This is a genomic window from Micrococcus flavus (genome assembly GCF_014204815.1).
Classification (GTDB): Bacteria; Actinomycetota; Actinomycetes; order Actinomycetales; family Micrococcaceae; genus Micrococcus; species Micrococcus flavus.
The window spans coordinates 197,727-212,001 of the sequence record NZ_JACHMC010000001.1 but is presented as its reverse complement, the minus strand read 5'-3'; the positions used below and the strand labels follow the sequence as shown (position 1 = coordinate 212,001).

The window sequence follows — 14,275 nt, the reverse complement described above, 5'->3', positions numbered from 1 at the left end:
CGCTTCCGTTCGGGAGACGGCGGCCGGCCCTGGCGACCCCGACGGCGCCCGCACCCTCCCCGAGAGGGTGCGGGCGCCGTCGTCGTGGTGGGGAGGGACCGACGCTCTCCGCGGGGCGCCTGCACCGCACGTGGGCGCAGCACTGCCACGTCGAGCCCGGTCTACGTGGCAGTACTGCGCCCAGACGAGCCGGAGGCCGGCCCGGTCGCGTCCCTGCGCCCCTCGCCTCACCCCACGCCACCGCCCCACGCCCCCCGACGGCGCCCCGCAGCACCCACTTCCCCCTGCGCCCGGGGATCGTATACGATCAACCCCGTGACCGTGTCCCAGGCCACATCGACCGCCTCGGCGCGGCCGCCCATCACCCAGGAGCACCGATGAGCAACCTCGAGAACCGCCAGAAGACCTCCTCCGGCTTCTACGTGGGCCAGGAGGGCCCCGTGAAGACGGAGAACCCGATCCCCACCCCGCAGGCCGAGGCCCCGGACGTGCTGCGCTGCGCGTCCATGGAGCTGGTGGTCACCGACCTCGAGGCCTCGCGCCGGTTCTACGTGGACGTGCTCGACCTCGTGGTCACCGAGGAGGACGAGGACACGGTGTACCTGCGCTCCATGGAGGAGTTCATCCACCACAACCTGATCCTGCGCAAGGGCGACGTGGCCGCCGTGGCCGCGTTCTCCTACCGCGTCCGCACCCCCGAGGACCTGGACAAGGCCGTGGCCTTCTACGAGGAGCTCGGCTGCCGCGTGGAACGCAACGAGAACGGATTCGTGAAGGGCGTCGGCGACTCGGTGCGCGTCGAGGACCCGCTGGGCTTCCCCTACGAGTTCTTCCACGAGGTGGAGCACGTGGAGCGCCTGGCCTGGCGCTACGACCTGTACACCCCCGGCGCCCTGGTGCGCCTGGACCACTTCAACCAGGTGACCCCGGACGTGCCGCGCGCCGCCCGCTACATGCAGGACCTGGGCTTCCGCGTCACCGAGGACATCCAGGACGAGAACGGCACCGTGTACGCCGCGTGGATGCGCCGCAAGCCCACCGTGCACGACACCGCCATGACGGGCGGCGACGGCCCCCGCATGCACCACGTCGCCTTCGCCACCCACGAGAAGCACAACATCCTGGCGATCTGCGACAAGCTCGGCGCCCTGCGCATGTCCGATGCGATCGAGCGCGGCCCCGGCCGCCACGGCGTCTCCAACGCCTTCTACCTCTACCTGCGCGACCCGGACGGCCACCGCGTGGAGATCTACACCCAGGACTACTACACCGGCGACCCGGACAACCCCGTGGTCACCTGGGACGTGCACGACAACCAGCGCCGCGACTGGTGGGGCACCCCGGTCGTGCCGTCCTGGTACACGGACGCCTCGCTCGTGCTGGACCTCGACGGCAACGTCCAGGAGGTCGTGGCCCGCACCGACGAGTCCGAGATGGCCGTGACCATCGGCGCCGACGGCTTCTCCTACACCCGCGCCGAGGAGGGCGAGGACTCCATGCCGGAGTACAAGAAGGGCGAGTACAAGCTGGGCAACCAGCTCTGAGACGTCCTCCCCCGAGCAGCATCAGACAGGGCCCGTCGCTCAGTCGACGGGCGCCCCCGCGAGCGCCTCGCGCATCCCGGCAGCGTCGAACCGGCCGCCGAACACGGGCGCCCCCGGCTCGAGCAGGCTCGCCGCCTCGGCCGGGGCGGGGACGGCGTCGAAGCCGAGGGAGTCCACGAACGCGACCACGCGGTCCACGGCGTCCGCGTCGGACCCCGCCACCGCCACGGCCCTGCGCCCCGGGTCGCCCGCCGGTCGGGCGTCGGCGAGCAGCTCCGCGTAGGCGGCGTGGTTGAGCGTCTTCACCACGGGCGTCCCGGGCAGCCGCCGCGCCCACCAGTCGGCGTCCACGCCCTCGTCCTCGGCCGGCACCGCGTCCCACGCGTTGGTCGCGTCCACGACGTCGCCGCGCACGCCCGAGAGGTCCAGGCCGGCGAGCGCGGGCTGGGGCACCGCGAGGACCACGACGTCGGCCCGCGCCAGTAGCTCGGCCAGGGGGACGGTCCGCGCGGACGGAAGGATCGAGCCGACGACCAGCTCGAACATCGGGTTCCCCGGCCGCTCCGCCACGAGCAGCTCGTGGCCGGCCTCCGCGGCCAGCCGGCCGACCACGGCGCCGAGCTTGCCCACCCCCACCAGGCCGACCGCCAGGCGCGCGGGGGCGGGAGCGGGGTGGGCATCGTCGAGGGCGGGGGCGTTCGGGGTGCTGGCGAGGTGGTTCTTCATGTTTGAAATAACTCAGGCGCGCCCGGCGTTGTTCCCGGTGACACGATCCACCCCACACCCCTCGGAGGACTCCATGGACCTGGAATTCGGCATCGACACCTTCGGCGACCGGACCGCGGATGCCGACGGCGAGCTCGAGACCCACGCCGCGGGCGTGCGGCACGTCGTCGACCTCGGCGTGACGGCCGAGCAGGCCGGCCTCAACGCGTTCAACGTCGGCGAGCACCACCGCGACGACTACACCGTCTCCGCGCCCGAGATGGTGCTGGCCGCCATCGCCGCCCGGACCCAGCGGATCCGGCTCGGCACCGCCGTCACCGTGCTCTCCTCGGACGACCCCGTGCGCGTGCACGAGCGCTTCGCCACCCTCGACGCCCTCTCCTCCGGCCGCGCCGAGGCCGTGCTCGGCCGCGGCTCGTTCACCGAGTCCTTCCCGCTGTTCGGCTACTCGCTGCACGACTACGAGGACCTGTTCGAGGAGAAGCTCGAGCTCTTCGCGCAGCTGCGCACGCAGCAGCCGCTGACATGGTCGGGCCGGCACACCCAGGACCTCGACGACGTCACCCTCTACCCGCCGCTCGAGGGCGGCGAGCCGCTGCGGACGTGGGTGGCGGTCGGCGGCTCGCCGCAGTCCGTGGTGCGCGCCGCGCGGCACGATCTGCCGCTCATGCTGGCCATCATCGGCGGCCCGTCCTCCCGCTTCGCGCCCTTCGCGCAGCTCTACCGCGACGCGCGGGAGAAGTTCGGCCATGAGGGTGAGTCCCGCGTCGGCTTCCACATGATCGGGCATGTGGCCGAGACGGACCACGCGGCGTTCCAGCAGTTCGCCCAGCCGTACCTGTCCCACCACGCGCGGCTCGGCGCCGAGCGCGGCTGGCCGCGCATGACCCCCCAGGCGCTGCGGGGCGAGCTGGACCACGGGCTCATGGCCGTCGGCTCCCCCGAGACCGTGGCCCGGAAGGTGGCCCGGGGCATCCAGGACTTGGGCGCCTCCCGGGTGAGCTTCAAGGTGCAGCACGGGCCGATCGCCCACGAGCACAACCGCCGCTCCGTGGAGCTGTTCGGCGAGAAGGTCGTCCCCCTCGTGAAGGACATGCTCGCCGGGAGCTGACGCTCCGGCGCACTCGGCCGGAGGGACGACGGGCGGCGCAGGGGAGGGCGGCGCGGCACGGAAGGGCGCGGCACCGCACTCTCGGCGGCCCCGGGGGCGTCGTATACGATTCAGGGAGACCTGGGTCACGTGCATGTCGCCGCTGACACTCCGACGCCGGCGCCGCGCGGCCCGGCCGCCCCGCCGTCGAAGGAGCCCCCATGCTGGACCAGGCCACGCACCAGAAGATCGCCGACGAGCTGCACGAGGCAGGCCGGACCGGCACGCCCGTCCCGCTTCTCACCGCCCGCTACGAGGGCATGGAGGTGGAGGACTCCTACGCGATCCAGCGCATCTGGGCGCAGCGCCAGGTGGAGGTCGGGCGCCGCGTCGCCGGCCACAAGATCGGCCTGACGTCCAAGGCCATGCAGGCGGCCACGGGCATCACCGAGCCGGACTACGGCGTGATCTTCGACGACCAGGTGGTCGAGTCCGGCCATGAGTTCGAGACCGCGCGCATCACCAATCCGCGCATCGAGATGGAGCTGGCGTTCGTCCTCAAGGACGAGCTGCGCGGCCCGGGCGTCACCCTGTTCGACGTCCTGCGCGCCACCGAGTACGTGGTGCCGGCCCTCGAGGTCCTGGACGCGCACATCGAGCTGGAGGGGCGGACCATCGTGGACACGATCTCGGACAACGCGGCGCTGGGGTACATGGTGCTCGGCGGCCGCCCCGTGGCCCCGGACGCGGTGGATCTGCGCTGGGTGGCCGGCACGCTCTCCCGCAACCAGACCATCGAGGAGACCGGCGTGGCCGCCGGCGTGCTGAACCACCCCGGCAACGGCGTGCACTGGCTCGCCAACCGCCTGGCCGGCCACGGCGACGCGCTGGCCGCCGGGGAGATCGTGCTGGCCGGCTCCTTCACGCGCCCCATGCACGTGTCCGCCGGGGACACCGTCACCGCCGACTACGGGCCGCTCGGCACCGTCACCTGCTTCTTCGCCTGACCCGCCCGAGAGGAACCGCCGTGCCCGTCCGCCAGAACCCCCAGCCCCTGGTCCGCGACCTCTTCACACCCGAGGCCCGCGCGGCCCGCGGCGGACGCCCCGCCGCCGGCATGTTCCTCAGCTCGGGCGACTGCACCGCCGCGGAGATCTGCGCCGGCGCGGGCCTCGACTACCTGCTGATCGACGGCGAGCACGCCCCCCTCTCGCTCGAGTCCGTGCTGGCGCAGCTGCGCACGATCGCCGGGTACGGGGTCCCCGCCATGACGCGCGTGCCCGCCCTGGACCCGGTGCTCATCAAGCAGTTCCTCGACCTCGGCGCGCAGACCCTGCTCGTGCCCATGGTCGACGACGCCGCCCAGGCCGCGGAGGCCGTCCGCACCGTGCGCTACCCGCCGCACGGCGTCCGCGGCGTCGGCTCGGCCCTCGCCCGCTCGGGGCGCTGGAACCGGATCCCCGGCTACCTCGCCGATGCCGACCGCCACGTGAGCCTGTTCGTGCAGATCGAGACGGCGGCGGGCGTGGAGAACGCCCGCGCGATCGCGGAGACGCCCGGCGTGGACGGGATCTTCGTGGGCCCCTCGGACCTGTCCGCCTCGATGGGTCTGCTCGGCCAGCAGTCGCACCCCGACGTGGTGGCCGCCGTGGAGTCGGTCATCCGCGCGGCGAACGAGGTCGGCACCGTGGTGGGCGTCAACGCGTTCGTCGAGGCGCAGGCGCGGGCGTACACCGAGGCCGGCGCGGACTTCGTCAACGTGGGCGCCGACGTCGCCCTGCTGGCCCGGGCCGCCGAGGCCCTCGCGGACACGTGGTGCCCGGCGCCCGAGGGCGACGACGACGGCGGGCGCGCCTCGTACTGAGCGCGGCGTGCCCCGTAGCGTGGGCACATGAGCTCCCCCGTCCCCGCCCTGACCTCGCACTTCGCGGACGCGTTCCCCGAGCTGTCCGCCCCGTCCCGCGCGTGGCAGACCCCCGAGCCGCGCCTGCTGCACCTCAACGCGGCGCTCGCCACGGAGCTCGGCCTCGACGAGGACTGGCTGCGCTCGGCGGACGGCGTCCGGTTCCTCACCGGTGAGGCCCCCGGCCCGGACGCCCGGCCCGTGGCCCAGGGGTACGCCGGCCACCAGTTCGGCGGCTACTCGCCCCGGCTCGGCGACGGCCGCGCCCTCCTGCTCGGCGAGCTCACCGCGCCCGGCGCCGGACGAGCCGACGACGCCGACGCCGCCCGGGACGTCGCCGGCGCGACGTCCACCCCCGACCTCACCGCCCTGCGCGACCTGCATCTGAAGGGCTCCGGCCTCACCCCGTTCTCCCGGGAGGGCTCGGACGGGCTGGCCGCGGTCGGGCCGATGCTGCGCGAGCTCGTGGTCTCCGAGGCGCTCCACGCCCTCGGGATCCCCACCACGCGGGCGCTCGCCGTCGTCGCCACGGGGCGCACGGTGCGCCGCCAACGGCCGCTGCCCGGAGCGGTGCTGGCACGCATCGCCGACTCGCACCTGCGCGTGGGCACGTTCCAGTACGCCGCCGCACTGGTCGAGGGCGGGCACGCGCCGGAGGACCTCGTTCCGCGCCTGGTCGCCGAGTCCCTGGCCCGCCACCACGCCGACCGCGTCGACGCCGACGTCCCCGCCCTGGCCCTGCTCGAGGCCGTGGTCGCCGCGCAGGCGGACCTCACGGCCCGCTGGATGCTCGTGGGCTTCGTGCACGGCGTGATGAACACGGACAACGTGACGATCTCCGGCCAGAGCATCGACTTCGGCCCGTGCGCCTTCCTCGACGCGTTCGACCCGCGCGCCGTGTTCTCCTCGATCGACCGCCAGGGCCGCTACGCGTACGGCGCCCAGCCGCAGATCGCCCTGTGGAACCTCAACCGGCTCGCCGAGGCGCTCCTGCCCCACCTGGCCGCGGATCCGAACGACGCCGTCGCCGCCGCCACGGCCGCCCTCGAGGGGTTCGCGCCCGCGTTCGACGCCGCGTGGCAGTCCGGCCTGGCCGCGAAGCTCGGCGTGCCCCGCACCCGGGCCTCCGACGACGTCGCCGCGCGCCTGCTCGGGCTGCTCGCCGAGGCGCGGGCCGACTGGACGACGTTCTGGACGGACCTGGCGGACGTCGTGCCCGGGCCGAGCCCCACGCCGGGGACGCCGGCCGGGCTTCCGGACTCCGCGGGTGTCAGGGCGTGGCGGGAGGACTGGCTCGCCCTCGCGCCGGACCCGGAGCGGATGCGGGCCGTCAATCCGCGTCACATCCCGCGCAACCGCCCGCTCCAGGAGGCCCTGGACGCCGCCGAGGGCGGTGACCTCGCCCCCGTGGAGCGCATCCTCGCAGCCGTGCGGGACCCGTTCACGCCGCGTCCCGACGCCGTCGACCTCGCCCTCCCCTCCGGCGCCGACGAGCGGCCCTTCGTGACGTTCTGCGGGACCTGAACCGTGCGGGCCAGAGGGTGATCCGTCCCGGAAGGTGAACATCCGGAGGCCATCGGTTGAACCGACCAGCGACGCCGGAAAGCACGTCCGGGGTAGCGCAGATCACGATACGATCACGGACGGCGCCCACCCGGCGCCGCCCTCGGGCTCCCGTGCCGCACCGGGCACCGGGCACCCCGTCACCCCCTCGCACTCCACCCCCGGCCCGTCCGTCAGAAGGCTTCCCATGCACCTGTCCTCGCCGCGCCCCGGCGCCCGCCCGCATCGCGCCCTGGCCCCCGCCCTCGCGGTGGCCGTCCTGTCCGCCGCCGTCGGCGGCCTGCTGCCGCACGCTCCGACCCCGCAGGACCCCGCCACCGCCCCCGCGCCCGACCGGGCCGGCCGCACCGCGGCGGACACGACGCCGGGGACCCGCGCCGCGGACGCCCCCGCCGCGGCCGCGGAGGTCCGCGGCGAGAGCAGCCGGCAGATCGCCCTGTCCGGGGTGGACTCCGCCGCCCGGGACGAGCACGCCCTGGCCGGCCTGGACGCGGACCAGCGCGAGCGCCTCGCCGTGCTGAGCGCCCCGGTCACGGACACCCCGTTCACCGTGGTCGCCGCGGCCTGGGAGGCCGGCTCCGGCGAGGGCATCGAGTCCGTGCAGGTCCGCCTGCACCAGGACGGCGCCTGGACGGGCTGGCAGGAGCTCGAGCGCACCGTGTGGACCGAGGACGTGCCGAGCGAGCGCACCGGCACGGACCCGCTCGTGGCGTTCGGCGCCACCGGGGCGCAGGTCCGCGTGGTGACCGCCGACGGCGCCGCGCCCGCGGGCTTCGAGCTCTCCCTGATCGACCCGGGAACCTCCGCCACGGACGAGGCCGTCGCCTCCCAGCCCACCCCCACCCTGGACGAGGTCGCCGAGACCGCCGCCCTCCCCCACGGGGTGAAGGCCGCCGCCCACCCGGGCGCCGCGCAGGACGGGGCGGGGACGCCGTCGTCGTCCGTCCCTCAGGCCACCACGGCGGCGAGTGCCGCCGACGCCCGCGCCAAGATCCTCCCGGACCTCATCACGCGCGCCCAGTGGGGCGCGGACGAGTCCTGGGCGCGGGACTCCAGCCAGTTCTCCACCGTCAAGGCGCTGACCATCCACCACACGGCCGGCACCAACGGGTACACCCGCGCGCAGGCCGTGGAGCAGATGCGCGGCATCTACGCGTACTACACGAAGACCCTGGACTGGGGCGACTTCCCGTACCACCTGATCACGGACCGGTTCGGCAACATCTACGAGGGCCGCCGCGGCGCGCTGACCTCGAACCCGTTGGGCACCCATGCCGGCGGCTTCAACACGGGCACCATGGGCATCTCCACCATCGGCAACTACGACGTCGTGGCCCCCTCGCAGGAGACCGTGGACGCGATGGCCCGGGCCGCCGCCTACTACGTGTACCGGGACGGCCTCGACGCGCACGGCACCGTCACCCTCACCACCGGCGGCACCGACATGTGGCCGGCCGGGTCCCAGGTCACGCTGGACACGATCTTCCCGCACCGGGCCACCAAGTACACCGCGTGCCCCGGGCAGTACCTGATGCCGCGCCTGGACGAGATCCGCGAGGGCGCCGCGCGCATCGCCGCCGCGGCCGAGGGCACGACGACGCCGGCCCCCGCCCCCTCGCCCGTGCCGTACACCGGGGACACCTACACGGTGCAGCCCGGGGACGGCTGGTGGATCATCGCCCAGCGCACCGGCGTCTCCATGGCCGAGCTGCAGCGCCTCAACGGGATGACCGCCAGCACCGAGCTGCACCCGGGGATGATCCTGGTGACCGTCGAGAGCGGGCCCGCCCCCGCGCCCGCCCCTGCGCCTGCGCCTGCGCCTGCCGACACCTACACGGTCCAGCCGAACGACGGCTGGTGGATCATCGCCCAGCGCACGGGGGTGTCCATGACCGAGCTGCAGCGCCTGAACGGCATGACCGCGGAGACCGTGCTGCATCCGGGCATGGTGCTGCGCACCTCCTCCGCCGTGTCCTCGGCGGACACCTACACGGTGCAGCCCGACGACGGTTGGTGGATCATCTCCCAGCGCACCGGTGTCTCCATGACCGAGCTGCAGCGCCTGAACGGCATGACCGCCTCCACGCTGCTGCACCCGGGCATGGTGCTGCGCATCCGCTGACCACGCGGCGGCTCCCCGCCCGTCCGACGACGGCGGCCCCCTCCGCCCGGAGGGGGCCGACGTCGTCGTGGGGCCGGGTCAGCCCCGCAGCAGCGCCTTGACGGGCACGTCCGGGTCGGCGAGGCGGTCCGGGTCCACGACGATCCCGCGGTCGATGATCCGGCGGGCCGCCTTGACGGCCATGGGGTCGTCCACGGAGGCGGCGCCGGTCATGCGGCCGGCCGCGTCGAGGGCGAAGCTGGCCACCACGGTGCCGCGCACGGAGCGGTCCACGATCCGCCCGCCGGGGACGGGGAGCATCAAGCCGACGCCCTCCACGTGCACGCCGTGCCGGTCGGACCAGAACCACGGCGCCCCGCGGTCGGAGACGTCCTCCCCGAGGATCGCCGCGGCGACGTCCTGGCCGGAGTGGAGGGCCGGCTCCCAGTGCCGGGCGGCGTGGGCCGGGACGGTGTCGGTTCTCCGGCGGCGCACCGCGTCACCGGCGGCGAACACCGCCGGGTGGGACGTGCGGCCGGCCGCGTCCACGAGGATCCCGCCGTCGACCGCGAGCCCGGCCGCCTCCGCCAGGGCGGTGTCCGGGACGATCCCGACGGCGGCCACCACGAGGTCCGCGGTCACGGAGGTCTCGGAACCGTCCGGGCGGCGGACGTGCACGGTGTGGGGGACGTCGGCGGCGGAGTCGGCAGCGTCGGCATGGTCGATCCCCGTGACGGCGCCCTCGAGCACGTCCACGCCGTGGGCGGCGTGCATGCCGTGCAGGCGCGCGGCCAGCGCGGGTCCGACCGCGGCCAGCGCGGGCGCGGCGGACGCGCTGACCAGCGTCACCTCCGCGAGCGCGGCCCGCGCGGCGGAGGCCACCTCGGCCCCCGTGAAGCCGCCGCCGATCACCGTCACGCGCGCCCCGACGTGCAGGCGCGCGGCGAGCCGCTCGGCGTCGGCCCGGGTGCGCAGCACGGCCACGTCCAGGTGGTCTCCGCCGGGCACGGCCAGGGGTCGGGGGCGGCCGCCGGGGGCCAGCACCACGGCGTCGGCGGTGAGCACCGCGCCGTCGTCGAGGACCGCGCGGGGGCGGGCGTCGTCGTCGAGCTCGAGTCGCTCGACGCGGCGGGCCACGAGCGCCACGCGGTGCTCGGCGAACCAGGCCGGCGGGGCGAGGAGCAGGCGGTGGGCGTCCGCGTCCCCGGTGAGGAACTCCTTGGACAACGGCGGGCGGTCGTACGGCAGGCCCTCCGGGTCCACGAGGGTCAGCTCGCCCTCGAACCCCCGACGGCGCAGCTCGCGCACCGCGGCGAACCCGGCCACCCCTCCGCCCACCACGAGGACGGAGCCCGGGCGGGCGGCGTCGGTCACGCGTCGTCCTGCACGGTGAGCCAGAGGTCGCCGTCGCGGACCTCCACGGCGTGGGTGCCCACGGGCGTGGTCGCGGGCAGGGTCAGGGCCTCGCCGGTGCGCAGGTCGAAGCTCGCGCCGTGGAGCGGGCACTCGACGCAGGCGCCCTCCACGAACCCCTCGGACAGGGCGTAGTCCTGGTGGGAACAGGTGTTGTCGATCGCGTAGAACTCGCCGTCCTCCCCGTGGAAGACGCCGATGTGGTCCTTCGTGCCGGTGGTCTCCTTGGGGACCACCAGGGACTCGCCCTCCGGGACGGCCGAGGCCGGTCCCACGTTGATCTCGCGTGCCATGGGGGTGACCTCTTCTTCCGCGGCGCGCGCCGCCGTCGTTCTCGGGTGCCGTGTCGGGGCCGGGGCGCCCGGCCCCGACCAGTCAATCAGAGATCCGGATGCGGACGGCAATGCCGCCGGCCCACGAATCGACTGCAGTTCTGACCCTTCTGACGGTCGTTCCGGACCTCAGAAGGGTCGGAAGTGCAGTGGATTCGGAACGGGAAGGGCAGGGTGGGGGGTCAGGCCGGGAAGCGGTGGAGGTACTCCTCAAGGGAGTCGTCCGGGCGGTCCATCCACGGCACCGGGTGCGCCGCGGCCAGCGTGCCGGTCACGGTCGAGCGGTGCCGCCGGTCGCGGAACGTCCGGACGTCCTCGATCCGGGCGTCGCGCATCTCGAGGAAGGTGCGGGCCACCGCCTCGACGTCCACCTCCGGGCAGTCCGTGTGGGAGGACAGGTCCTGGATGTACGCGCCCTGGTAGGCCAGCGCGGCCGGCGGCCCGTCGATCCGCGTCATCCGCTCGAACCAGGCGTCCATGTCGGCCCGACGCTCCTCCTCGTCGGGCACCGGGACGCGGCCGAGCAGCACGTCGCGGGCGAAGAAGGCCTGCGCGTCCAGGAGCGTCAGGGTGAACAGCTGCTGGGTGGCACCCAGGTAGAGCACGCGCGGGTCGGCGTGCCAGACCACGCCCTTCCACAGCCCGAACGGGGCCAGCAGGTTCGGGCCGGCCAGCGCCAGCTCGCGCGGCAGGAAGGGGTAGTGGTGGCGGTAGCCGGTGCACAGCAGCACGGCGTCGTACTCGGCGGTGGAGCCGTCCGCGAAGGTGACCTCCGCACCGTCGAACCCCTGCACCTCGGGGGCCTCGTCCATGCCGGCCGGCCACGCGATGTCCTGCGGGCGGGCACGGTAGGCGGTGGTCACGTGGGCGGCGCCGGCGCGGTGCAGCTGCAGGGCCAGGTCCTGCCCGGAGTAGGAGGAGCCCACCACGAGCACGCGACGGCCCGTGTACGGCTCCGGGCTTCGGTAGTCGTGGGCGTGCTGGACCTGCCCGGGGAAGGTCTCCACGCCGGGCCAGGACGGCAGGTGCGGGGTGTGGAAGTGCCCGGTGGCCACCACGACGCGGTCGAAGCGCTCGGTGACGGCCTCGCGCGTGACCAGGTCCTCCGAGGTCACCGCGAACCCGCCGCCCTCGAGCGGCTGCACCCAGCGGACGGCCGTGGCGAACCGGATCTCCGGGCGGATGCGCCCGGCCACCTCGGCCACCCGGCCCACGATGTAGTCCCGCATGGCCTCCCGCGGGAGGTACGAGGACACGGCGCGGCCGAAATGCGCATCGAACGGGTAGTCCGGGTACTCCATGCACTCCTTGGGCCCGTTGATCCACAGGTCCCGGTACATGGCGGAGTGCACGGGCTCGCCGTGGCGGTCCGCGCCGGTGCGCCAGTCCAGGTTCCACTGGCCGCCCCAGTCGTCCTGGCGCTCGAACGCCACGACCTCCGGGACCGCCGCCCCCGCGTCCTCGGCCAGGGCGAGGGCCCGCAGCAGGGACATGCCGGACGGGCCGGCTCCGATCAGGGCGACGCGCTCACGCATGGGTGTCCTTCCGAGAGGGGGTGGGGCGGCTCGGCCCGACCGTAGCACCCGAGCCCCACCCCGCCCCCGCGTCAGACCCCGAAGGCCCGGGCCACCTCGAGGAAGCGGTCGTTGGCCTCGCGCTCGCCGATGCTCACGCGCACGCCCTCACCGGCGAAGGCGCGGACGGAGAGCGCCTTCTCCCCGGCGGCCGCGGCGAACTCCGCCGCGCGCTCGCCGAGGGGCAGCCACACGAAGTTCGCGTGGGTCTCGGGGACGTCCCAGCCGGCCTCGGCCAGGGCGGCCACCACGCGCTCGCGCTCGTCCACCACGGTCTGGACGCCCGCGAGGACGTCGTCGAGGTGGTCCAGCGAGGCGATCGCGGCCTGCTCGGCCACGGTGGACACCGCGAACGGCACGGCCACGGTGCGCAGGGCCGCCGTGATCTCCGGGCGGGACACGGAGTAGCCGACGCGCAGGTTGGCCAGGCCGTGGGCCTTGGAGAAGGTGCGCAGCACCACCACGTTGGCGTGGCGGCGGTACATGTCCAGGCCGCTCACGGCCTGCGGGTGTCGCACGAACTCCACGTAGGCCTCGTCGATCACCACGAGCACGTGCGGGGGGACCCTGCCGAGGAAGTCCTCCACCTCGTCCGTGGTCAGGACGGGGCCGGTCGGGTTGTTCGGCGTGCACAGCAGCACCACGCGGGTGCGGTCGGTGATCGCCTCGAGCATGGCGGGCAGGTCGTGGCGGTGGTCCGCGGTGAGCGGGACCTGCACGTCCTTCGCGCCCGCGGAGCGGACCACGATCGGGTACGCCTCGAAGCTGCGCCACGCGAAGACGACCTCGTCCGGGGCGCCGGACTCGCCGCCGTCGCCGGCGAACGCGGTGATCAGCTGGGAGAGCGCGCCGAGGGACCCCGCTCCCGTGACGACGTCGTCCGCGGGGACCTCCAGGTGCGCCGCCAGGCGCTCACGCAGGGCGGTGGAGAGCGGGTCGGGGTAGCGGCACACGGGGCTCGCCGCACCGGGGGCGCCCGTGACGACCTCGTGGATGCGCTCGAGGACCGCCGGCACGGGCGCGTGCGGGTTCTCGTTCGAGGACAGCTTGAACGGGGCCAGGCCCGGCACGGCGACCGGGGGCTTGCCCGCGGCGTAGGGCGGCAGCAGGCCCACCTTGGCGTGGGGGCGGACCTCGGCGGGGACGACGGCGGCATCAGTCATGGGCCCGATGTTACGTGAGTGTGACAGCGCTCTCAGATCTCCCCGAGGGCGGCCGAGAGCCGCTGCGCGGCGGCCGTCAGCCGCTCGCCCACCGCCCCATGGTCCACCGAGGGCGCCGTGAAGACGACGGCGAGCGCGGCCGGCATGCGCCCGGGCGCCGGGACGGGGGCGGCGACCGAGCCGACGCCGGTGATCACCTCGTCCCGGGACTGCGCCCAGCCGCGCGTGCGGGCCTCCTCGATCCTCGGGCCGGTGAGCGGGCCGGCCGCCTCGTCGTCCGCGCGTCCCAGTCGCTCCCGCTCCTCCGCGGACAGCGCCGCGGCGATCGCGACGCCGGGCGCCCCGACGCCCAGCGGATGACGCGTGCCGGGACGCTGGGTCACGAGGTTGCCGCGCGGCGGCTCCACCGTGGTGAGGGTCAGGCAGTCCCGGCCGTCCCACACCACCAGGAACGCGGTCATGCCGAGGTCCGCGGAGACGGCCGTGAGCTCCGGCAGGGCGGCCGCCCGCAGATCCTGCTCCACGCCGCCGGCCAGGGTGACCAGGCCGGGGGCCCCGCGCACCAGGCCGGCCGCGTCGCGCCGCAGCAGCCCGTGGACCTCGAAGGTCCGCAGCATCCGGTAGGCCACCGAGCGGTGGACGTCCACCGCCTCCGCGAGTTCGGCGATGCTCGGCGGAGTCTCGCGCTCGGCCACCGCCTCGAGCATCGTGAGGGCCCGGGAGAGCGTCTGGGAGGGGGCGTCGGGGCGGACGCCGGCGGGGCGGGCCTGCGGGGCGTCCTGCGGGTCGGGCTGCACGTTCCTCCTCGGCGGCGCTGTTGTGAACGGGATCACGTCCGCGTAGAGTCTGGCACACGCGCGTTCCCT

The 14,275-nt window shown here is 74.7% G+C and carries 12 protein-coding genes; 6 read left to right on the top strand and 6 right to left on the bottom strand.

Going from position 1 to position 14,275, the window contains the following annotated elements; translation table 11 throughout:
- Positions 1 to 377: 377 nt before the first annotated feature.
- The gene (hpaD, locus tag BJ976_RS01090; RefSeq protein ID WP_135029346.1) at positions 378 to 1,544 is read left to right on the top strand and encodes a 3,4-dihydroxyphenylacetate 2,3-dioxygenase; all 1,167 of its coding nucleotides are present in this window, start codon (positions 378 to 380) and stop codon (positions 1,542 to 1,544) included.
- Positions 1,545 to 1,583: 39 nt separating this feature from the next.
- Here the strand turns inward: hpaD and BJ976_RS01085 are convergent, their stop codons facing one another.
- Entirely contained in the window at positions 1,584 to 2,270 is a 687-nt protein-coding gene (locus BJ976_RS01085; RefSeq protein ID WP_135029348.1) for an NADPH-dependent F420 reductase, read from the bottom strand.
- Positions 2,271 to 2,343: 73 nt separating this feature from the next.
- Between BJ976_RS01085 and BJ976_RS01080 the strand changes: the two genes are divergently transcribed.
- The 5 genes from BJ976_RS01080 (at position 2,344) to BJ976_RS01060 (ending at position 8,948) form a co-directional block, all read left to right on the top strand.
- Positions 2,344 to 3,381 (top strand): LLM class flavin-dependent oxidoreductase, encoded by a 1,038-nt coding sequence (locus BJ976_RS01080; RefSeq protein WP_135029350.1) that lies wholly within the window; start codon positions 2,344 to 2,346, stop codon positions 3,379 to 3,381.
- Positions 3,382 to 3,581: 200 nt separating this feature from the next.
- The gene (locus tag BJ976_RS01075; RefSeq protein WP_135029352.1) at positions 3,582 to 4,367 is read left to right on the top strand and encodes an FAA hydrolase family protein; all 786 of its coding nucleotides are present in this window, start codon (positions 3,582 to 3,584) and stop codon (positions 4,365 to 4,367) included.
- Positions 4,368 to 4,387: 20 nt separating this feature from the next.
- Positions 4,388 to 5,224, top strand: coding sequence for an HpcH/HpaI aldolase family protein (locus BJ976_RS01070; protein ID WP_135029353.1), 837 nt, complete (start codon positions 4,388 to 4,390; stop codon positions 5,222 to 5,224).
- A 27-nt stretch (positions 5,225 to 5,251) separates the two neighbouring features.
- Positions 5,252 to 6,787, top strand: coding sequence for a protein adenylyltransferase SelO (locus tag BJ976_RS01065; RefSeq protein ID WP_135029354.1), 1,536 nt, complete (start codon positions 5,252 to 5,254; stop codon positions 6,785 to 6,787).
- A gap of 226 nt (positions 6,788 to 7,013) precedes the next feature.
- A complete protein-coding gene (locus BJ976_RS01060) occupies positions 7,014 to 8,948 on the top strand; it encodes a LysM peptidoglycan-binding domain-containing protein (protein WP_135029355.1) in 1,935 nt (644 codons plus the stop codon).
- A 78-nt stretch (positions 8,949 to 9,026) separates the two neighbouring features.
- Here the strand turns inward: BJ976_RS01060 and BJ976_RS01055 are convergent, their stop codons facing one another.
- The 5 genes from BJ976_RS01055 to BJ976_RS01035 form a co-directional block, all read right to left on the bottom strand.
- Positions 9,027 to 10,301: an NAD(P)/FAD-dependent oxidoreductase gene (locus BJ976_RS01055; protein WP_135029356.1), complete on the bottom strand. Its 1,275-nt coding sequence runs from the start codon at positions 10,299 to 10,301 to the stop codon at positions 9,027 to 9,029.
- A complete protein-coding gene (locus tag BJ976_RS01050) occupies positions 10,298 to 10,633 on the bottom strand; it encodes a bifunctional 3-phenylpropionate/cinnamic acid dioxygenase ferredoxin subunit (RefSeq protein ID WP_135029357.1) in 336 nt (111 codons plus the stop codon). The genes BJ976_RS01055 and BJ976_RS01050 overlap by 4 nt, the downstream gene beginning before the upstream one ends.
- A gap of 221 nt (positions 10,634 to 10,854) precedes the next feature.
- Positions 10,855 to 12,207 (bottom strand): NAD(P)-binding domain-containing protein, encoded by a 1,353-nt coding sequence (locus BJ976_RS01045; protein WP_135029358.1) that lies wholly within the window; start codon positions 12,205 to 12,207, stop codon positions 10,855 to 10,857.
- A 71-nt stretch (positions 12,208 to 12,278) separates the two neighbouring features.
- Positions 12,279 to 13,409: a histidinol-phosphate transaminase gene (locus BJ976_RS01040; protein ID WP_135029359.1), complete on the bottom strand. Its 1,131-nt coding sequence runs from the start codon at positions 13,407 to 13,409 to the stop codon at positions 12,279 to 12,281.
- 32 nt (positions 13,410 to 13,441) lie between these two features.
- The gene (locus tag BJ976_RS01035) at positions 13,442 to 14,206 is read right to left on the bottom strand and encodes an IclR family transcriptional regulator (protein ID WP_229667263.1); all 765 of its coding nucleotides are present in this window, start codon (positions 14,204 to 14,206) and stop codon (positions 13,442 to 13,444) included.
- Positions 14,207 to 14,275 lie beyond the last annotated feature (69 nt).